Below are 21,475 nucleotides of genomic sequence, written 5' to 3'. Positions count from 1 at the left end.
GGCGGGCCGAGGGTGCTCTGGTGCTGGTGATTTCATCCAGTTTTGGGGTGGCCGAGGGGCTAAGCGTTTAGGAGTATGCCTAAACGCTTTACAGTACGGCTAACCGTTTAGGGGTATGGCTTTGCGTCAGTGGTTAGCTTTTTCTGGTTCCCGTCTTAGAACAGTTCAACCTGATTTTGCCAGTTTTCCTTTGAGCTTGTCACGACTTCCTCGGGGATGAGGCCGTAGCGCTGCCCTTCCATCTGATCACTACCTGAACGTCCGGTGAAGATGACCTCGTTAGCCTTGTGGCCTTGGTAGTCGAGGGCAGGAGTGGTTCTGCTGAGGTTAGCGACGATGATCTGGCCCTGCCACAAAGCTTGACACGGGACACCTGTACCGTCAAAATTCTTTAACATGGAGCGTAATCAAGTTGAGGGGTATGGAAGCTATGTATACGATCCGCAACCCTGAAATTGTAAGCGAGTTCTCATCTTGGGACTACCTAAGAGTTAAACGGGTAAATACCGAAAATGAGGCAGATCCGCCAACTTCAATTATTGGGAAGATGAAGGCTATTTTTCGATTGCCACCACCCGAAAAGTGGAAGATTGAGTTATTTAACTCTGAAACAAATGAAAGCATTTCTGTAATATCGGAGAAGTCTCTTGGATATCTCATAGAAGATATCGTAGGGTTGCATCAATATGACTCGAGAGAAATCATCTCTCAGGTAGTGGGCCTTGATAAAAATAATAGTGATATTTTGGTCTGGTTTCCTTGGCAGCCTAAAGAGATAAATCTGTTTCAGGCAATAAGCTATAAAGAATTTTATATTAAATAGAAATTGTCAGACAAGTATTTACAGACCTTTAAAGAACGAGGTGGCATTTGTGGAATTGAAGTTAAAAATGGTCCACATGCACGACTTACTAAAAATCAGACACTTGCCTACCCGATTTTAAGTTCACGTGGTGGGGAATCTCCGCGGTAGATCGGATTTTCGATATCTGGACAGAAGGACAAACACATTTTATTGCTGCTAGCGCTGATGGGTCTACAATCTCAAGCGATAGAATTCAATGAGGCAGAAAAAAGCGACATTGGGACAAGCCTCACTCTCTCCACATGCAACGATATCTAAAATTTTATTTACTACAAGCGCTTCAAAGAGTGAAAGAGATGTAGCACGGATCGGCAAACCCCGAAACGCAGGCAGTGGCCAACCTGTTCAAATGGGTTGTTTATTTCGTATCGGCATGACAGGTGATATACGGTTGGTTTAAAGCAGCTGTACCGGCAGGCTCGCCTCGCTATATGCGAGTGGCGCTTTCCCTCGATATCAAGGGAAAAAGCCCGCACGAAAGCGGTTTCGTCAGGGCTTCATATTGTATCCAAATTGTCTAGAAAGTATCAGCATTAACGCCGCCCAGCATTGATTACGGTCAAAGCTGAGCGGATTAACTTTTAGTGGACCCAGCTTGATAGCCTGATCAACGTTATTTTTTCTGACAAGTTGTAAGATTAGAGTGTTGAATTTGGTTCGCTGGCAAAGGAGAAAGCATGCCGGAGCGGAATGATTTGGCTGAAAAGTTCACTTATGGACATGCGACTTTGTTGGGGTTTATTCTTTGGGTGACTCAAGCCGTAACTATGTATCTGCAGGCTGCACCTTGGTATGCTTACGTCATTTCTGGTGCATTTCTTTTATTTTTTGCATACCTGTGGGTTTGGATTGTGAACCGCTATAAACCAAATAGGGCAAACTTACTTACCTTGGCGTTAGTGTTTGCCGTGATCTTGTTGGGGTCAATCGTTATTACTACTTGGTTTTAGCTTGTTGGTAGTTCTTTGATCGAGGCATCTAGGAGAAGAGATAATCTTGCGGCCCAAAAATGTGGAACAGATTCTGGCATCTAAACGTATTTTGTTAATCGGGGTAACGGGGGCTGGAAAAAGTACCGGAGCTGCAGAGCTAGCGCAGATTCTTAACTGTCCGTATATTGATTTTGACGTTGACATTCGTTGGGCACCAGCTAGTGAAGCAAAATGGACCGTACGGGAGATCGCACAACAGGAACACTTAGCAGATCAGTTGCTGAGTCAATCTGAATGGGTAATGGCTGGATACTCCCAGGTGCTGAGTCATAAAGTAATCCCGCGAACGGATCTAGTCATTATCTTAGATTATTCTCCGTTGGTAACATTTGGACGCCTGCTTAAAAGAAGCCTACAGCGGCTTTGGGATCAGGAAGAAATCTGTAACGGAAACGTAGAAACTTTAAGACAGTTGTTTTCTACCGATTCAATCCTCTTGTGGTGGTTTCGGACCGTTCGTCGTAAACGTCGCTTTTATCGTCAGGCCATCGATGACCCTAATTTTCCCGTGGCGATTCACTTAACCGACCCACGACAGTTTGAAGCGTTAAAAGAGGGTTGGTTAAAACAGCTGCGCCAAACTCGAGAGGAATGAAAGCTTTTGGCGTTCAGCATGGCAGTTTTGCTGGAAATGGGTAATCAAGCTGAAGTATTGATTAACTGAAAATTTTAGGTAGTTGCTGTTTGAAAGTTCGGCCATCGATTTATCTCTGAGCGCTTTAGTTAAACACAACGGTTTACTTGGAAGGCTCAGAGGGCGTACCTGACTAATATTTCTGGGGCAACGGGGTAGGGGCTGGGAAGACGCCTTCACTATTAGAGCTATTAGCGCGGAAGCTGGCGCAACGTAGCGATGCTGTGTATGCGTAACGATTTAGTGCAAGAGCATTGTTGGTGAATTGTTTGTTGCCCCCATCTGGTGTTTCCAGGTGGGGGCAACAATGCTATTTGAAGCTAGCTAAGACGCTTTACTTCACCGTACCGTTGTGGACCATACGGAAGATGAAAGCGGCCATCGCACGACGCTCAATCGGCTGAACCGGACGATAAGTACCATCAGCCCAACCAGTCGAAATATTCGCACGACGCATCCACGCAATCGCCTTATGATGCAAAGTCTTAGCATTCACATCCCTAAACGGAACCGGCTCATTAACCACCAACTTATTAGGGTTAACATGCTTCGAACACTTATCTTCAAACTTCGCACAGAAACGATACATAAACGCCGCCATCGCATCACGATTAACCGGCTGATACGGACGATAAGTACCATCAGCCCAACCAGTAGTAATACCAGCCTCATGCATCCACTGAATCTCACGCCAGAACAAAGTCCGCTTCTGATCCACATCCTTAAAGACCGGACGATAACCCTTCACATCAGGACGACCAGCCAAACGATACAAGAACGCCGCCATCGCCTCACGATCAATCCCAACCGCAGGACGGAAAGTCTGATCCGAATTAAAACCAGTAGTAATACCAGCCTCATACATCCACTTAATCTCACCAGCAAACAACGCACCAGAAGGCACATCCTTCGCAACCGAGAAAACAGGAACAGAGGCACGAACCAAGAACGGATCCAAAACCTCAGGCACAGGCTTAGGCGCCGGCTTAGGAACCGGCTTCACCGGCACAGGCTTCACCGGGGTCGGCTTCGGCTCTGGCTTAGGCACAGGCTTTGGCTCAGGCTTAACCGGGGTCGGCTTCGGCTCTGGCTTTGGCTGCGGCTTAGGTTCAGGCTTAACCGGGGTCGGCTTCGGCTCTGGCTTTGGCTGCGGCTTAGGTTCAGGCTTGACCGGGGTCGGTTTCGGCTCTGGCTTGGGCTGTGGCTTAGGTTCAGGCTTGACCGGGGTCGGTTTCGGCTCTGGCTTTGGCTGTGGCTTTGGCTCAGGCTTGACCGGGGTCGGTTTCGGCTCTGGCTTTGGCTGTGGCTTTGGCTCAGGCTTGACCGGGGCCGGGGTCGGTTCAGGCTTTACCGGAGGCTGAGGCTTAACCGGAGGAAGCGGCTTCGGCTCAGGCTTCGGATCAGGCAAAACCGGGGTTGGCTCTGGCTTTACCGGAGGCTTCGGAGCCGGAGTCGGTTCTGGCTTTACCGGAGGCTTCGGAGCCGGAGTCGGTGCAGGCTTTACCGGAGGCTTTGGCTGCTCTGGAGTTGGCTTGACCGGTGGCTGAGGCTTCGGTGCCGGTTCCTTGGTAGGTTCTGGCTTAACCGGAGGCTTCGGCTGTTCCGGAGTTGGCTTTACCGGAGGCTTAGGAGCCGGAGTTGGTTCCTTGGTCGGCTCTGGAGTTGGTTCCTTGGTCGGTTCAGGAGTTGGTTCCTTAGTTGCTTCAGGAGTCGGTTCTACAGTCGGTTCAACGGTAGGTTCCTTGGTCGGCTCAGGAGTTGGCTCCTTAGTCGGCTCAGGAGTCGGTTCTACAGTCGGTTCAACGGTAGGTTCGACGGTAGGCTCCTTGGTTGGCTCAGGAGTAGGCTCCTTGGTTGGCTCAGGAGTTGGTTCCTTAGTCGGCTCAGGAGTTGGTTCCTTAGTCGGTTCAGGAGTCGGCTCTGGCTCATATGGCTTCAAAGCGTCCTTTAGCTCGGCAAGCTTTGCGCGAACTGGTGGGTAAACGCTAGGAACCTGGCGAGCACCTTCCTTATCACCTTCCACCTTTGCCTTAGCTTGCTTCATAGCGTCCTTAAGCGCCTGCAAACTATCAGCGGTGTAGGTGTTTTCAGGAGTTTCAGCAACGAACTTTTCCAAGTCAGCCAACTGAACTTCAGTAAGTTCCTTCTGTTTGAAGGAGTAACGCAACCCATCCTTAGCGCGCTGCAAGTCTGCCAAAGCAGCATCTGCATCAGCCTGGCTGAGGTTATCAGCCAACTCAAGGGTCTTAAGCGCGCGAGCACGAGCATTCTGGTACTCGGTGTAAGGAGCATCTTCATAGGTTGAATCTGGATTCTGAATATCCTCATCAACTAGTGCCTGCAGTGGAGCAACATCAGCCTTCTTTTCAAGGCCTGCAATCGCACCCTTGAGAGCGCCTAGAGCAGCATCAACGCTAGCTTGGGAAGCATACTCATTGTTAAGTTCTGCCTTGGCAACGCGCAAAGCCTGCTCTGCCTTCTCACGGCTTGCTGCCGTGTAAGGATCCAAAGCTGGAACCTTGGCGACCTCGGCACGCAATGGCTCCTTGTCAACAGTTACCTTCTTGTTAACTGGGATGATGCGAGAGATCTCTGGCTGAGTGCCATTCCAAGTCAACTTGGTCTGTAGCAAGTACTTGCCATCAGGAACATTGAACTCAGAGATTGCCTGGTTCAAAGTACCGAAATCAACTTCCGAAACCTGACCAGAAGCAATGTCCCACAACTGTGCCTTGACAGCAGCATTCGATGGGGTGCCAGCCGAAATGAAACGGATGGCCTTAACTGGCTGTGGTTCAGATAGACGGTAAGTCATTTCGCCCGAGTTATTAGCAGGCTTCCAAGAAGTACCCAGGTTGCCATCGAGAGCGTTCTCGACGATGCGGTTTGGAACTTCAGCGGAGTTGCTAATAATGTCGCGCTTGACGGTTGGGGAGACGTACTCGCCACCGTTGATCTGTAGTTCATTGAAACCAACGAAGCGGTGATCGTAGTTGGTGGTTGCGCGGAAGCGGAGGAAACGACCCTTAACGTTCGGAATCTCAGCATTCTCGGCATACATGTTGCCAGGGTTCTGGGAATCGTGAGTTAGGTAAGTGGCATCCTTCGCATTAGTGTCATCCCAAGTGTTGTTTTCTTCGCCATCGCCGACGGTTAGCACCTTGGTCCAAGGTTCGTTACCATCAGCCGAAACTTCGAAGACACCGTCACGGATGTAGTTCTTGGCGTTCTCATTGATGTAGTAACGCAAAGACTTGAAGGTACGGGTGCGACCCAAATCGAAGGTAATGGTCTTACCAGTCTTCGGGTAGCCCGAGATAATGGCATCAGTCTTAAGGTTACCGTCGAAGACATTAGCTACGTTGTCGCGAACACGCATGTCATCGCCGCCCCAGCGTGGGTGACGATCGATGGTGGATTCGACCTTGTAAGCACCAATTTCTTCGTAACCAACCAAGAACTTCTGTAGGTTGAGTTCCTTGGCATCCGATCCCTTGTTGACGATTCGGATGTAACGAGCGTCAGCGTTCTGGAAACCGGCAGGAACTGGTTCCCACTGCAAAGTATTCTTCGAGTACTGCAGTTCGAGACCATCAGGCAAGCTATTGGGGTTAACCTCAATCTTGGTGACGTTACGAATCGCATCCAACTTCAAACCAACGTACTTACCAGCAGCAAGGGAAACTTGAGCTGGGGTAACAATCTCGGCCTTGCCTTCGGAAAGGCGTGCGGTCAAATTGTGGTTTTCAAGGTCAGTGTAGACATTTTCGGTGCCTGCGGTGTCGCGCACCGGTGCCTTAGCGGTGAATTCGCCTAGACGCCACCAAATGTTGACCTTTTCCTTGTTAACGATACGCAATGCCTTAACAGTGCGGTTAACGGCAATGTCCTGACGCTGGATCTTTTCTAGCGGAGCAACTTCAGTCCAGTTACCATCCTCGCCCTGAGCTTCAAGCACAGCCTTGTTCGGCACGTCGCTTGCACGGGAAACGCCTTGTGCAATGTGAACGTTGCCAACCTCAGTTGGGCGAGGCAAAGTCAAAGTGACATTAGCGTTTGCTGGGATCGAATCACGATCAGGTTGTTCGTAAGGATTCTTCGCAAACATTGCTTCAGATTCGTCATTGCCATCGCCAAGCTTGTCAAGGGTGCCCTGACGAGGAGCAATGCCGTTGCTGGAGTACTGACCAGTGATCTTGCCAACTGGAGCAGGAGCATCTTCAGGGTTGATGACAATGTCGCGTACACCGAGCCAGGTGTTGGTCTTTTCCTCGGTGGAAATCACGCGGATACCGCGAACAGTACGGTTAACATTTTCCTTCTTCACAGTGGAAGGGTCGGAAAGTACTTCACGATCGAGGTCGACCCATTTGGTGCCGTCCTCGGTGATCTGTACCTTGGCCTTCTTGAAGGTATCACCCAAGTTGCCGTTACGACCAAGTTCGAACTTGTAAGACTTTAGTTCGATTGGGCGGTTGTACAAGACACCAACGTATTCACCGTTAGCGATTGTGGCTGGGTTCTTGTAAAGCAACTGAGTTGAGGTGTTGTTATCGAAAACGTTCGCAACTTGACCTTCAGGGTTATCGGTACGGTTGGTGATGTAACGAGAGGTGACTAAGTCTGGGTCAGCAGTTTCGTTAACTCGGCGAGCCAAGTCGTCACGGACCTTGTTCAAGAATGGAACGATGTGCTGGACGCCAACTTCAGCGGCAACCTGCTGGTTCATCTTGGAACGGAAGGTGTGTGAACGGGAAGCGTTCAACTGGGCAAGACCCTTGTTGTATTCCTGCATTAGAGCAGCGGAGTCGCCTCGCTTAGCGGCCTTTAGCGCATTCATGAAGGAAACTGCGGCATCGCCGGTGTCCTGGAAAGACTGCAAGAAAGGACGCATCTGGTCGCGCATCACCGGGGTGCCTGGGTTGGCAAGGAAGGTGTCAGCAGAGTGACGCAACAAGGTGAACTCAGCGGCAATCTGATCGGCATCTTCATCGGTGAAGGTATTGGCAGCCAACTTGTCCAAGAAAGCGCGGAGCTTAGGAGCAAGTTCCACCGATTCGTTAAGAGCAACCACACGGGAGTCCATGGCCTGGTTGATCATGTGCTTCGAAAGTTCGCGAAGAGCGCGGGAAGCTTCGGTGTCAACAGCGGTCATGTGGTCGGCGTGACGGAAACCGTCCTGCCAAACCTGCTCGGCCTTTTCATTGGACTGCCAAATGTTCCAAGAGTATTCCGCGTTAGCGAAGATAGCTACCTTGGAAGGCTCCGAGTGTTCCATCGGGTTAAGCACGATGCCCTGGATATTCTGTGGCTGAACACCTGGGTGCAAGAAGGAAGCGTTACCACCCATGATGAGGTGGCGGTTCGAGTTGTCGGTGCAAGGCCAGTTGATCCACAAGTATGGGCCACGGCCTGCGGTGGAGGTGAAGCGCTGGGTGAAGTTGTTGGTGACTTCGCCCCAAACACGACCACCAGTCATGATGATCTGAACATTGGCAGGGAATTCCGAGTATTCGGCGTGGCCCCAACCCATGTAGTCAACAACGCAGAAAGGAAGAGTGATCTTGAGGTCAGGGTAGTTAGCCTGTTCCTTCTTCAAGAACTTGGTGAGATCTTCAAGCAAACGCTTGTAGTTTGCGTGACCGAAGTTGCGAGCATCGTCGGCCAACAAAGCGATTTCACGAACGCCAGAGTCGATAACCTGCTTGTACTTAGCAGTCAAAACCTTGAAATCGGCATCGTAGTTGCTATCGAAACGCATTGGCGAGTTCATGAAGGGGTGCAAAGCGTAAACGAAGCGAGTCTTCGAAGCGTTACCGGCCTCGGCCATTTCGCGAATATCGTTTAGTTCTTCAGGAGTGTAAAGTTCACGCCACTTTGCGTTGTGCTTCGGGTCGTCCTTAGGAGCGTAGAAGTAGGAGTTTAGCTTGTAGTAGCCACCGAACTTCATTAGGTTGATGCGATCCTGCTTCGACCAAGGGTTACCGTAGTAGCCTTCGATGAAGCCGCGGCTTAGCACGTCGGCCCAGTCGTGGATGACCAAGTTACGTACTCGGAAGCTTGGTAGCTGTGCCAAGATGTGGTACAGGGTAGTGGTGCCATAGAAGGTACCGTCTTCGTCCTTACCTTGCACTGCAATGGTGCCGTTCTTAATGACGAGGACGTAAGAGTCGGCCTTGGCTAGCGTTTCGCTAGTGCTGACTCCAGCTTCCTTAATGAACTTTGCTGCCGCACTGTCAGCGGTCATGCCGACAAGTACGTTGAGCTTGTTAGGAGCTACTGCGCCACTCTCGGTGGCAGTGATCCCAGCCTTACCCAAAGCTTCTTTCGCACGATTCTTGGTGGCCAAATCGACCTTAGAATCAGTTACCAAATTGGCTTCATTGCGGAGAATGAAATCGCCATCTTGGTAAGAAATGGTATGCGGCGTTGGGTAGATTTCATAGTCAAGCGGAGCCGCAATGGCAATCGCTTGAAATGGTTGGAGTCCCACTAGCGTCACCGCTAGCGCGAAGCCCAACAATCCAGACAATACGCGTTTAATCATCACACTTCCTTGTGTTCGGGATGGTGTTTACGTAAATAAACATTTTGTATGAGTATACAATTCTTTTCCTATTTTCGTAAAAGTGTAGCTGTGCAAAAATGCTGATTTTTTCCTCACGTTCATGTTTTGATCGTCAAAGTGGGCATTAAGTACTGTGTTGGCAGTAGGGATTTTTCTGTAGCTTCGAGAGTGGTTGGCGCAAAACTGGGTGAGCGTGATGGGTTTAGTGGTTGAGGAAGGTGTTGTGGCAGAGCTGAATATTTATGCACAAGAAACGTCACGCTGTCTTTTCCTTGAGAATGTTTGCCCTCTTAGGAAAAATGGAATAGGCAAATAAAAGTTGAGTAGATACCCCCGGGGGTATATTATTGAGGGGTATCCCAAGATTAAGGAGTAACTATGTGTAGCCCAATTATTTGCCCCAAATGCCGCAAAACTACTTGGACTGGTTGTGGAATGCATGCAGATCAAGTGATGGCTAGCGTGCCGCAAGATCAACGATGCACTTGCGATCAAGACGCCAACAACTAACGCCGAAAGACTTCAACAAAGCTTCTGGTCAACCATAAGGACGGTTAAAGATGACTGCTAACAATGCTCGTAAAGTACTGATTATCGGTGGTGTTGCTGGTGGAATGTCAGCGGCCACCCGCCTTCGTCGTCTTGACGAAAACGCAGAGATTACCATTCTGGAACGTGGGGAACATGTTTCTTTCGCGAACTGTGGTTTGCCCTACTATGCCGGTGGGGTGATTGAGGAACGTGACGCACTATTGCTACAGACGCCAAAATCTCTCAAGTCGCGCTTTAACCTTGATGTTTTGGTGCAACATGATGCGGTGAAGATTGATCGTGAACGCAAAGAAGTCACCGCTAATACTCCCGAGGGCGAGAAAACCTTCGAGTACGATCAGCTAATTTTGGCTCCTGGGGCTAAGCCTTTTGTGCCACCCATGCCAGGGGCGGAACGCGGTTTGACTTTGCGGAATGTGGCCGATGTGGATGCCATTATGGCGCAGGTACAGACCAAACCAAAGACTGCCGCATTGCTCGGCGCAGGCTTTATCGGCCTCGAACTAGCTGAGAACTTGCACAAGCGTGGCATTGAGGTCACTTTGGTGGAAGCGGCTCCTCAGATTTTGGCGCCACTCGATGATGAGATGGCGGCAATGGTGGAAAATCACCTGATCGACCAAGGGATTAAGGTGGTCACTAACGATCAGGCCACTGAGATTACCGAGGACGCCGTAGTGCTTAAGTCGGGGAAGCAAGTTCCGGCCGAAATGGTGATTATCGCAGTGGGCGTTCGTCCAGATACCAATATTGCGAAGGATGCCGGCCTCGAAACCGATCAGCGTGGTGGCATCGTGGTCGACGAGAGCCAACGGACTAGTGACCCCGATATCTTTGCGGTTGGGGACGCGGTGGTTAAGCGTGACCGGATTGATGGAGCTCCAGTTCATATTCCTTTGGCCAATAGTGCGAACCGTGATGGTCGCGCGGTGGCTGACATTATTGTTGGCTTGGCTCCGAGCAACGGTGATGGCCAAGTTCGCAAGACCGCCGGAGTATTGGGCACGGCGGTGGTGGGCGTCCTCGGTTTGACGGTTGCTGCTACCGGTTGGAATGAGCGCAAAGCAAAGGCAAATGGGCGGGAAGTGGCCACCATCCATACTCACCCGTTCAACCACGCTACCTATTACCCGGGTGCGGAAAAACTGGCATTGAAGCTGGTTTATGATCCCAAGACCCTCGAAATTCTAGGCGCGCAGGCAGTCGGTGGGGCCGGAGCGGATAAGCGAATCGACGTGATTGCTACGGCGATTGCGGGCGGTTTACTGGCAACCGACTTGGCTGGTATTGACTTGGCTTACGCCCCTCAGTTTGGTTCTGCCAAGGATCCGATTACCATGCTCGGCTTCGTGGCTGATAACTTGGCTAGCGGCGTGACATCCAGCGTTGATATTCATGACCTCGCGCAGAAGCAGGCTGATGGTCATTTGGTGCTAGACGTGCGAACCGTGGGCGAGTTCGAGCGTGGCAACATCCCGCAGGCAGTAAACGTGCCACTGGACGATTTGCGTGATCGTATCGACGAGGTGCGAGAGCTCGCTAATGGAAAGGAAATCGTGGTGCACTGTGCGGTGGGCGTGCGTGGGCACACCGCCGTGCAGATCTTGAAGGCACATGATTTGGCAGCCACTAACCTCGACGGTGGTTACACCTCTTGGAGCGCCTGGCAGCGCAAGCAAGAGCGGGACGCCCAGCAGGCCTGAGAGAACTAGTCTTTCTATCTCGCGAAAACAATTTGGGGTGCTAAGTTTACGAACTTAGCACCCCAAAGCTTTATCGACTATTTGCTGACCTCGGTTTTGGCATTTGGTTTGCCGGCGCTTTCGTTGGGGAAAGCGCGGCTGGCGATGAGTTTGGCATTTTCTAGGCCACTGGTCGCTAGGGGCACGCCCTCGGCCTGCAAGGCAGAAACGACGGTACGAATAATGGTGTCGGTGGCTTCGCGTGACTCGAGCTTGGTCGATCCTGACCAGAAGAGCAGCTCCATGGTGACGGACTCGGTGCCCACTTCTGAAAACATGGCCCGTGGGGCTGGCTCATTCATTACGAGGTCGAGGTTTCGCATGGTCTTTTCGGCCACTGCTTGCGCCTGATCAAAATCGGCGCTGGTTGAAAGGGCGACGCGCACGCAGGTGCGGATCCGCTCGAACCCGGTCTGAACTACCACTTGGGTGGAATGCATGATGGTGTTCGGAATAATCACCAACTGCCCGTCGAAGGTGCGGATGATTGTGGAAGAAAGATGAATCTGGGTGATGGTGCCCGCGTTTTCGCCGACAATCACTTGGTCGCCTACGCGGAAGCGGTCGCGGGAGAGGATCACCATGCCGGCAAACATATTGCCGAGGACGGTCTGGAAGGCGATACCGGCGGCCACCGAAATGACTCCCAAACCGCCGAGGACGTCGACCGGGTTAATCGACGGGAAAACCACTGTTAGAGCTGCCATTAACGACAATAGCGCGAGGACCCAGAAAAGTACTCGGCTGAGAATACGGCGCGAACTTGAGCCGCGTCCACGCCAACGCATGAACTGTCGCACGAGGAAGGCCACCGCAAAGGCAAGCAAAAGGCCAATTACGAAAACCGTGAGCCCACGCAAGGCTCCTGCCATGGTGAGGGCAGCAAGACCAGGATTTTTCATGTGTACTACTCTAAAAGCCGGCTACCACAGCGGCAAGCCTAGGCGATGCAAGTAACTTTGGGGAGCTTGGGGTTTTCCTAGCAGGGGAGTCGGGTTCAGATTGGGGCTTTGTGGCGCGAGCTCAGATTGAGAGTTTGGTGGCTCGCGAGAGGATCATGGTTTGGATGGTTGCGGTTAAGGTTGAGGCAAACATGATCGAAATGAGTACCACGATTTGGAACTGTGCTGCTTCGATGGGGACGGCTCCACCCATGAGGGCACCAACGAAGGCCCCTGGTAGGGTCACAAGGCCGGTGTTTTTGGTTTGGTCGATTTTGGGGATCAGCATTTCGCGGATGGACACACGTGAGACGTCTAGGAATGCTCGCTGTGGTGGTGCACCGAGGGCGAGCCAGCCTTCGATTTCACCGCGCATAGCTTTAGAGGAGGCCATGAAGCGTCGACCGGTGAGGGTGGCGGCGCTCATGCAGTTGCCGGTGACGATGCCACCAACGGCGATTAGGTGAGAGACGCTAAAGTCCAGCATGTGGATGGCGAAAATCGCAATGATGGTGATTGAAGCTGACACGACAATGCCGGCGGGGGCAGCAATTGCCCCGTAAATGAGGCCTTTCGAGCGTCGCATTGATGTTAGTGAGGCAATTAGCATCATGACACCCACGAAGACCCAGGCAAGGTAAATATTGTCGAAAATGCCGTGCAGAATTAGTGAAAGTGCAGCTAGCTGGATTACTGCCCGAAGTCCGGCGATGAGTGGCTGCCAACCGAGCTGTACTCCGTACCATTTTTGGATCGCTAGGGTTAGCGCCAAGAAAATGGCACACCCAATTAGGGTGTGGAGTAGTGCAGTAGTTGAGATAGCCATGAGGAAGTTCTACTAGTTCCATATAGTACTGTCCACCCCAGAGAGTAATAGTTAAGCAGTCTCTCATTTGTGAGTTTGGTTTGGCATATATTTTCCATTTGCCTAGAAAGCAAAAGACGTGTTATTGTTTCCGCCATGATGCACTTAAAGAACTGGTGGCGCGCCTAGTTAGGCGGCTCTTTCTCGTGCAAAAGTGATCGCCTCAAAGGGGGCGATTTTTTGTTGTCTCCTTGGGCAAAACAAAACAACAAGGAGAGAAAAAATGACACAGGAAAATTCCTCTCAGGTTTTCCGTGCAGATGAAAACGGTTACTTTGGCGCTTACGGTGGGGCAGAGTTGCCCCCACATTTGGTTAAGCCTATCGCGCAGGTGCGAGAAGCTTATGCGAAAGCAGCTAATGATCCAGAATTTCAGGCAGCTTACCGTGACTTACTGGTCAACTATGTTGGCCGCCCGTCTTTGCTTTATTTTGCTGAGAATCTTACTCGCGAGGTCGGTGGCGCCAAGATTTACCTCAAGCGTGAGGATTTGAACCATTCTGGTTCCCACAAGATTAACCACTGCCTCGGCGAAGTACTTTTGGCTAAGCGTATGGGCAAGCGCAAGGTGATTGCTGAAACCGGTGCGGGTCAGCATGGGGTGGCACTAGCTACCGCTGCCGCGCTTCTCGGTCTCGAATGTGAAGTTCACATGGGTGAGATTGACGTGGAAAAGCAGCATCCGAACGTAATCCGCATGCAGTTGCTGGGCGCTAAGGTGGTGCCGGTTTCTCATGGTGGTCGTTCTTTGAAGGAAGCTGTTGACTCGGCATTCGATACTTATGCTGCCGACTATGAAGACACCATGTTTTGCATCGGTTCGGTGGTGGGCCCAGATCCGTATCCTTCGATGGTTCGTGACTTCCAGTCCGTGGTGGGGAAGGAAGTTAAGGAGCAAATGCTTAAGGCCGAGGGGCGTCTGCCAGATGCGCTAGTGGCTTGTGTTGGCGGTGGCTCGAACGCGATGGGCCTCTTTGATGCCTTCTTGCCAGAGAGTGAAGTTGCTCTTTACGGGGTTGAGCCCGCTGGTGAAGGACTTGATGGGCAGCGTCACGCGGCCACCATGGCTAAGGGATCGGCTGGTTTCATTCACGGCATGAACACTCTGGTGCTCCAGGAAGAAAATGGTGAACCTTCGCCGGTTCACTCGATTGCTTCCGGTCTGGATTATCCAGGCGTTGGCCCGCAGCACGCCGCTTTGCGTGACAGCGGCCGAGTCAATTATGTAACTTGTGACGATCAGGCTGCTCTGGCTGCGTTTAGCCAGCTGTCCAAGTCGGAGGGTATTATCCCGGCACTCGAATCGTCGCACGCAGTTGCTTACGCCTGCCAGCTAGCGAAGGAACTAGACTCCGACAAGATCGTGGTGGCTAACCTTTCGGGCCGTGGCGATAAGGACGTCGACTATGTGGCCGAGCGTCTCGGACTCTGATCGCTTGACACATTTAGTCTGCGACGGTCATTAGCTTCACCTTTTTAGTGGGGTTTTAACCGTACGTTGTGGGCTTGAAAACCTATTTGGGGGCGGAATCCATTTACCCAGGATTCCGCCCCCAAAGTTATTTCTTATCCTTGGTAGCTCTTAACCTTTTACTTAGCCTGAGATTCGGCTATTTTTATCTTTTTTGTCGTACTTCTTGCATTAAAATACCGAGGGCGACAAGGGGGATAAGCGCCGGATTAGATCCGGAAACTTATCGTTCCTTGTCGCCCTCGGCGAGAGAACTGGTTGCTAACGTTTGTTAGCGGTCAGTGGCTCAATCAGAGGCGCTTAGTGCCATCAAACTTGATCGAGTACTTGGAGACCATGTTCTTCAAGAAGACAGCCATAGCGTCACGGTTGACGTTCACGGCTGGGCGGTATTCGCGCTTGCCATCGACCTTCCAACCGTTGGCGATGCCAGCGGCCTGCATCCACTGCATTTCCTTCTTGAAGTAGGACTTGGAGAGGTCAACGAAGCCATCCTTGGTAACAGGGGTGAACTTCGGGCTCTTGGCTAGGCGGTACATGAATGCAGCCATAGCTTCACGCGAGATTGGGTCGTTTGGACGGAAGGTCTTGTCTGGCCAACCCTTCGAAAGGCCCGATTCCTTCATCCAGCAGATCTGCTTGCTGAAGGCGCTCTTGGAGATGTCCTTGAAGCAATCAGCGGAGTTTGCTGGAGGAGTGTAGATTGGTGAGCCAGCTGCACGGTAGATGAAGGCAGCCATTGCTTCACGGGTTACTGGAGTGGTTGGACGGTAGGTGCGGCCACCCTTAGCGGCCCAACCGGTAGCAATACCAGTCTTGTCCATCCATACCATAGCAGCGTAGTGATCGGTGGTCTTGTTGATGTCAATGAACTTACCGGTCTTAGGAGCAGCAACATCTGCTGGGAGACGGTTCGAACGTTCAGTGATTACCAAACGGCCAGCCTTGTCGTAGGTGTCAAGGGTGCCGACCTGTAGGACGCGTGGGGTCTGATCAAGGTTAGTAACGTCCTTCAAGTTACCCTTGTCGTCACGCATCTTTGCTGGGTAAGCGTGGTAGGCCAAACGGAGCTTGCCTTCGGTATCAACGAAGGCGCTGGCGCCACCTGGGCCGAGCTGGTTCCATGCCTTGTCAGCCTTCAAAAGAGGCTGGGTGGAAACGCGCTTGCAAGGACCCATTGGGGTTTCGCAGATGCTGTATCCAGTGGCGTAGTCGGCAGTTTTGTACTCGTTAGCCGAGTAGAACAGGTAGTACTTGCCCTTGTAGTAAACCATGGATGGGTTCTCGTTCAAGAGACCTTCCCAAGTGTGACGCATACCGGGCTCGTAGCCTTCACGCCATGGTTCCATCTGGGCGTAGCTGAGGACAGTGTCCTTGCCTTCTAGGCTAATGGTGTTGCCATTTTGCTTGACCTTGTGGACGTGAAGCTTGGCAGCGCCGCCAGGGAAGCCGTTCTTGTTGTTGCCTTCGTTCTTAGCTAGCAAGTAGAGCTGACCGGTCTTAGGATCGCGGAAGAGATCTGGGTCAATGGTGCCAGCAGGATCGTCGGAGCAGTAGAGCGGCTTCGAAGTGGTGTCAGCGTATGGGCCAGCAGGGGTGAGCTTACGACCAGACTGAGCAGCTAGTTCCTTGGTAGCAACTGCGTAGGAGAGGCACCAGCGTCCGTAACCGAGCGTCTTACTCTCTGGAGCCTGTTCGACAGCGAAAACCATTAGGTAGTTGCCGTTGTCCAACTTTTCTACGGTTGGGGCCCAAATACGGCGCTTGAAATTAGATTCATCTTTATCGCTGTTTGGAGCGGAGGTCCAAACTGGAAGATCTAACAGACCGTCAACAAAGTGCTCGGCAATAGCATTTCCCCAGTTATCCTTCATGGCGCGTAGGTACTTTAGAGGGTAACGGCCATTCTTAGGGTTCTTTGGTGGCTTGTAGCCATCAACGTCACTCCAGACCTTGAGATCTTTAGAGGTGACAACGGGAGCCAATGCGCCTTTTGCAGTGGTAGAAAAGGCGTAGTAAGTCTTGGTGTCCTTATCGAAGTAGATATCAGGATCAGGGAAGTTATCAACGTATTCAAAGTTGGTGTCTTTGTTGAAAGGCTCGTGTTCTAGAACCTTGTCAACCTTCTTGGGTTCAGCCTTGGCTGCTGGCTTTGCCTCAGGAGTCTTAGCAGCCTTTGGCTCAGCGGTTGCGGTCTTAGTGGCCTTATCTTTGGCAACTGGCTTATCAGCAGCCATTGCGGAAGTTGCGCCAGCAAGACCTAGAGAAGCAGCAACGGTAACCGAAGCAGCAGCAGCTAGGACTCGACGAGTGCGCGAATGGAGATTCTGCATTGATCGTCCTTTCATTTTTTGGATATTTGTCCACCCCAAGTAGAGATACTAGAACGATAAAAAGAATTTTGCGCGTTGAATTTAAGCAAAATCACCTGAAATCATTGAAATTGCAAGAAAAAGTCGTTGTAAGTTTTTGACTTTGTCAAGAATTAGATACTTGCGAAAATCGTTAAAATGTCAACGCTAAATACTTGCGCTAACCGCCAAAATTCCGCCAGTTAATAGACACTGGCCTGCCAGGTAGGTGCACATCAACATTCCTTGTCTCAGTTTTGAATGACGATAAAAAACTTGTTTCGACAAAGTAGTGTCTGAAACTAAAAACAAGGCAGCGCCCCAAAGGCACGCTTCGGTTCCCAAAGTGGGGGATTGCAGGTGCGCAATCAAGAACAGGATAGTGGCAGTCAAAATGACTCCGCTATAGAAAAAGACGGCAATGGGAAAAGTCTTTATCAAACTATCGTCGCGGGCTTTGCTGTACATGAAGGGGAAAGCAAAGAAAGCGTAGAGTCCACCGGCAAGGAGGGCGAATAGAATCTTGCCCAGGCTGGGCCAGCCCCAAAGAGAAAGCCAGTACAGGCTGATCGCAGCGTAAAACACGTGGCCTACCAGAAATGACACTAGACCCAACAGGAAAAACGTGTCGCCCTCGGCCAGCAAAAATACATCACCAAGCCAACCGAAAACCAATGCCCCAATCAGAAGATAAACACTCCAACTGACAGGTGTGGTATGTGCGCTTGAAAGTGACCACGTGATAGCCATAGCGATCAGTAGCGGAACCAAAAATGGTTTCGACCAACGTGCCACTCCAGAAGCGTCACGCAAATTTGCTCCCACATTCACCAGTGCAACCAACACAAAAACTGAACCCAGCAGCAAAGGAAGTAGCGGAGTGCTGATCCCAAAAGTAAGCAGGGGAGAACCATGCAACCAATCCAGCTCAAAAGGTGGCAACATTGCCGCTCCTATTCCAAAAAGCGAATAGATAGTCAAACCGTGATAGTGACTAAAAGTTGTTATCTGCATCATTGCAGAGAGTGCTTAGAAACCCACAGTTCCTAAAGAGGAAAAGCCTAGAGCCAGTATTCTACGCTACAGAAAAGTGAAATGTCGGTTTATAGCTGAGAGACCTCGCGTAGAGTGAAATTTTTGGGCAATGGGACTTTAGGACAACGTTTTCAGCCACAACTTGTAGCAAAATAGTGACCGTAGACCTGTGGCATAAGCCATGGAACTCGAGCGCCCATAGGAGGCAAATAATAATGACTGTTACCGCGCAGGAAATTCGTGAGGTCGCACCGGCTAACGTTCCGGAAGACGTCCTAGAATTCGTAACCCGCGTTGCTGAACTAGCTAAGCCAGAAGCTGTTTACTTCGCTGACGGCTCGCAAGAGGAATGGGACCGCCTAACCACCGAAATGGTGGAATCCGGCATGTTCACCCGCCTCAACGAAGAAAAGCGTCCAAACTCGTTCTTGGCTCGCTCCCTTCCTTCGGACGTGGCTCGTGTGGAATCCCGTACCTTCATCTGCTCCGAAAAGGAAGAAGATGCAGGTCCGACCAACCACTGGTACGACCCAACCGAAATGAAGAAGATCCTCAACGAAAAGTTCGACGGTGCCATGAAGGGTCGCACCATGTACGTCGTTCCTTTCTCCATGGGTCCATTGGGTGGCCCAATCAGCCAGCTAGGCATCGAACTAACTGACTCCCCATACGTTGTTTGCAACATGCGCATCATGACCCGCATGGGTGCCAAGGCTATGGATCTCATCAACGAAGGTGGCGAATGGGTACCAGCCGTTCACTCCGTTGGTGCACCTCTAGAACCAGGCCAGGAAGATACCACTTGGCCATGCAACGAAGAAAAGTACATCACCCACTTCCCAGAGACCAACGAAATCTGGTCCTACGGTTCCGGTTACGGCGGCAACGCCCTACTCGGTAAGAAGTGCTTCGCTCTTCGTATCGCCTCGACCATGGCAAAGCGTGACGGCTGGATGGCTGAACACATGCTCATCTTGCGTCTAACCGACGAAAAGACCGGCAAGCAGTACCACGTCACCGCCGCATTCCCATCGGCATGTGGTAAGACCAACCTCGCCATGCTCCAGCCAACCATCCCAGGCTACAAGGTCGAAACCGTTGGTGACGACATTGCATGGATGCGTCCAGGCCCAGATGGCCGTCTCTACGCCATCAACCCAGAAGCTGGCTTCTTCGGCGTTGCCCCAGGCACCTCGCACGACACCAACCCAATGGCCATGGACACCATGGACCGCAACACCATCTTCACCAACGTGGCACTAACCGATGATGGCGATGTTTGGTGGGAAGGCTGCGACATGCCAGCACCAGAGCACTTGATCGACTGGAAGGGCCAGGACTGGAACCCAGATTCCCGCGAAAAGGCTGCTCACCCGAACTCGCGTTTCACCACCCCTGCAGCACAGTGCCCAATCATCTGTGACGACTGGGAAGCTCCTCAGGGTGTTCCGATCGACGCCATCCTCTTCGGTGGCCGTCGTGCAACCAACGTTCCATTGGTTGCAGAACAGTACGAACCAGCACACGGCGTCTACATCGGCGCTTCGGTTGCCTCCGAAGTTACCGCAGCCGCCACCGACGTTAAGGCCGGCTCCTTGCGTCACGACCCATTCGCTATGTTGCCATTCTGTGGCTACCACATGGCCGACTACTGGGCACACTGGTTGGAAATGCAGGACAAGTTGGGCGACAAGTTCCCGAAGGTATACCAGGTTAACTGGTTCCGTAAGGACGACGAAGGCAACTGGCTATGGCCAGGCTACGGCGAAAACAGCCGTGTTCTCGACTGGATCGTTCGTCGCGCCGCCGGTGAAGTTGAAGCAGTTGAAGGCCTAACCGGTCTTTACCCCAAGTTCGAAGACTTCAACATCGAAGGCCTCAAGGACTTCGACGAAGAAACTTGGAAGAAGCTCTACACCATCGATCCTGAAGCATGGGATGCAGAAGCAGCTGAAACCGAAGAATACTTCAAGCAGTTTGGCGACAAGGTCCCAGCTCGTATTCTCGAACAGCTCGCCAAGCTACGTGAGCGCATCAACAACGCCAAGTGAGTCCTGGGCGCTAAGCGCCTAGCCAAACAGGCATAAAGTTGGAGCCCCAACGAGGAAACTCGTTGGGGCTCCAACTAATTAACGCAACAAAAACAGGAAGCAAAAGCGGCACATGACACCAACAAACCATCACACTCAAAGGCAAAAGCGGAAAGCTTAGCTACCTATCCGACCAAGCAAGCACAGCTACTACGCCGGGTATCTTGCCTTCGCCCTCGGCGACCTAGTCGACCTCACGTTGCCTAGCTAAATCCTGTGGAGTATCAATATCCTCAGTAAAAAATTCCGGCACTTGGTAAGTCGGCAAATCTAATGGGCGCCAATACTTCCGCAAAGACATATCACGCACATCTGACCCCGCATACTCGGCAGTTAAAGCCTTAATCCGAGCCAAAGTCAAAGTCGGATGCAACTGCTCGCCAGTCGCGGCCATCGCCCCCGAAGCGCTCGAAAGGGGAGAAGCAGCGGCAAGCAACGCAGCCAAAGCAAAAGGTGCCCGCGGGGCATCAACCGGTAAAACGCCAACCAATGACAAAGCCGGAAAACGCTCAAGCAAAAACTTCCAGCCAGTATCCACTCCCGCCGCAGGCCCACCAAAAGGTGGAGACTCCAAAGTCTGCAAAGTGCCAGCAGGCAAATCCAAAGACTCAGGAGCAACCACCACTACAGGACTATCCGGAAACGTTTCCGCGCAACGAGCCAAAACCAGATCCACCAAACGGTTACCCGAAAGCGTCAGATCAGGCTTCGAAGCACCACCCAATCGCCGACCCGTGCCACCAGCTAACAACACCAAACCCAAATTAGGCAAGGAAAAACTTTCCTGCGGAACATTAGCTCTAGCGCTAGCGTTCTGGCGACCATTCCCAGACGACATAGTCTCTAACGGGGGCAGTGACGAAGACAGGGCCGAAGAAGCAGAAAGCTCAGGCATTTTCAGGGCGCACCCAATCACCAGAGCGGCCACCGCTCTTAGCGACAATCTGACACTCTTCGATGCTAACCAGCTTGTCGACGCCCTTGACCATATCCACCACAGTCAAAGCAGCCACAGACACAGCCGTCAAAGCTTCCATTTCCACCCCAGTACGGTCAGCAGTGCGAACCGTGGCAGTAATCAAAACATGTTCCTCGGCCAATTCCAAATCAACCGAAGCCCCATGCACCCCAATCGTGTGCGCCAAAGGCAACAACTCGGGCACCCGCTTAGCCGCACTAATCCCCGCAATACGAGCCACTGCCAAAACGTCACCCTTAGGGACCGTGCCCTCACGCAAAGCAGCCATAATCGGCTTCGAAACACGCACTCGACCGCGAGCAGTAGCCTGACGAACCGTCGGCTTCTTCTCGGTCACATCCACCATGTAGGCATGGCCAGCATCATCCAAATGAGTAAACTTCATCTTTT

15 protein-coding genes are annotated in these 21,475 nt (G+C 51.7%); 7 read left to right on the top strand and 8 right to left on the bottom strand.

Features of this window, described 5'->3' with window-relative positions:
• Positions 1–155 precede the first annotated feature (155 nt).
• Positions 156–398: a hypothetical protein gene (locus tag BK816_RS07005; protein ID WP_156982004.1), complete on the bottom strand. Its 243-nt coding sequence runs from the start codon at positions 396–398 to the stop codon at positions 156–158.
• 23 nt (positions 399–421) lie between these two features.
• On the opposite strand from BK816_RS07005, the gene BK816_RS07000 reads away from it, so the two are divergent.
• The 3 genes from BK816_RS07000 (at position 422) to BK816_RS06990 (ending at position 2,452) form a co-directional block, all read left to right on the top strand.
• Positions 422–823, top strand: a complete 402-nt coding sequence (locus BK816_RS07000; protein ID WP_071164530.1) for a hypothetical protein — start codon at positions 422–424, stop codon at positions 821–823.
• A 719-nt stretch (positions 824–1,542) separates the two neighbouring features.
• Positions 1,543–1,815, top strand: coding sequence for a hypothetical protein (locus BK816_RS06995; protein ID WP_071164529.1), 273 nt, complete (start codon positions 1,543–1,545; stop codon positions 1,813–1,815).
• A 46-nt stretch (positions 1,816–1,861) separates the two neighbouring features.
• Complete coding sequence (locus BK816_RS06990; RefSeq protein WP_156982003.1) at positions 1,862–2,452, top strand: P-loop NTPase family protein; 591 nt, start codon at positions 1,862–1,864, stop codon at positions 2,450–2,452.
• Between the two features lie 373 nt (positions 2,453–2,825).
• On the opposite strand, the gene BK816_RS09315 is transcribed toward BK816_RS06990, so the two are convergent.
• The gene (locus BK816_RS09315) at positions 2,826–9,038 is read right to left on the bottom strand and encodes a beta-N-acetylglucosaminidase domain-containing protein (RefSeq protein ID WP_071164528.1); all 6,213 of its coding nucleotides are present in this window, start codon (positions 9,036–9,038) and stop codon (positions 2,826–2,828) included.
• A 399-nt stretch (positions 9,039–9,437) separates the two neighbouring features.
• Here BK816_RS09315 and BK816_RS09740 point away from each other — a divergent pair, with 399 nt between their 5' ends.
• Both BK816_RS09740 and BK816_RS06980 read left to right on the top strand, forming a co-directional pair.
• Positions 9,438–9,569 carry a hypothetical protein gene (locus BK816_RS09740; protein WP_257786285.1) on the top strand — a complete coding sequence of 44 codons (132 nt, stop codon included), beginning with the start codon at positions 9,438–9,440 and terminating at the stop codon, positions 9,567–9,569.
• A 50-nt stretch (positions 9,570–9,619) separates the two neighbouring features.
• Positions 9,620–11,314 carry an FAD-dependent oxidoreductase gene (locus BK816_RS06980; protein ID WP_071164527.1) on the top strand — a complete coding sequence of 565 codons (1,695 nt, stop codon included), beginning with the start codon at positions 9,620–9,622 and terminating at the stop codon, positions 11,312–11,314.
• A gap of 77 nt (positions 11,315–11,391) precedes the next feature.
• Here the strand turns inward: BK816_RS06980 and BK816_RS06975 are convergent, their stop codons facing one another.
• Both BK816_RS06975 and BK816_RS06970 read right to left on the bottom strand, forming a co-directional pair.
• Positions 11,392–12,255 carry a mechanosensitive ion channel family protein gene (locus BK816_RS06975; RefSeq protein ID WP_071164526.1) on the bottom strand — a complete coding sequence of 288 codons (864 nt, stop codon included), beginning with the start codon at positions 12,253–12,255 and terminating at the stop codon, positions 11,392–11,394.
• A 121-nt stretch (positions 12,256–12,376) separates the two neighbouring features.
• A complete protein-coding gene (locus BK816_RS06970; protein ID WP_071164525.1) occupies positions 12,377–13,120 on the bottom strand; it encodes an ABC transporter permease in 744 nt (247 codons plus the stop codon).
• Between the two features lie 262 nt (positions 13,121–13,382).
• Between BK816_RS06970 and trpB the strand changes: the two genes are divergently transcribed.
• A complete protein-coding gene (gene trpB, locus BK816_RS06965; RefSeq protein ID WP_071164524.1) occupies positions 13,383–14,591 on the top strand; it encodes a tryptophan synthase subunit beta in 1,209 nt (402 codons plus the stop codon).
• 329 nt (positions 14,592–14,920) lie between these two features.
• Here the strand turns inward: trpB and BK816_RS06960 are convergent, their stop codons facing one another.
• Positions 14,921–16,963, bottom strand: a complete 2,043-nt coding sequence (locus tag BK816_RS06960) for a family 43 glycosylhydrolase (RefSeq protein WP_071164523.1) — start codon at positions 16,961–16,963, stop codon at positions 14,921–14,923.
• A gap of 186 nt (positions 16,964–17,149) precedes the next feature.
• Positions 17,150–17,926, bottom strand: a complete 777-nt coding sequence (locus BK816_RS06955) for a lysoplasmalogenase family protein (protein ID WP_071164522.1) — start codon at positions 17,924–17,926, stop codon at positions 17,150–17,152.
• 305 nt (positions 17,927–18,231) lie between these two features.
• Between BK816_RS06955 and BK816_RS06950 the strand changes: the two genes are divergently transcribed.
• Positions 18,232–20,067 carry a phosphoenolpyruvate carboxykinase (GTP) gene (locus tag BK816_RS06950; RefSeq protein WP_071164521.1) on the top strand — a complete coding sequence of 612 codons (1,836 nt, stop codon included), beginning with the start codon at positions 18,232–18,234 and terminating at the stop codon, positions 20,065–20,067.
• Between the two features lie 223 nt (positions 20,068–20,290).
• On the opposite strand, the gene mobA is transcribed toward BK816_RS06950, so the two are convergent.
• Both mobA and moaC read right to left on the bottom strand, forming a co-directional pair.
• Complete coding sequence (gene mobA / locus BK816_RS06945; RefSeq protein WP_083379134.1) at positions 20,291–21,001, bottom strand: molybdenum cofactor guanylyltransferase; 711 nt, start codon at positions 20,999–21,001, stop codon at positions 20,291–20,293.
• Positions 20,994–21,470, bottom strand: coding sequence for a cyclic pyranopterin monophosphate synthase MoaC (gene moaC, locus BK816_RS06940; protein WP_071164519.1), 477 nt, complete (start codon positions 21,468–21,470; stop codon positions 20,994–20,996). The genes mobA and moaC overlap by 8 nt, the downstream gene beginning before the upstream one ends.
• Between the last annotated feature and the right edge of the window lie 5 nt (positions 21,471–21,475).

Source organism: Boudabousia tangfeifanii (assembly GCF_001856685.1).
Classification (GTDB): Bacteria; Actinomycetota; Actinomycetes; order Actinomycetales; family Actinomycetaceae; genus Boudabousia; species Boudabousia tangfeifanii.
This window is presented reverse-complemented; position numbering and strand designations above follow the sequence as displayed.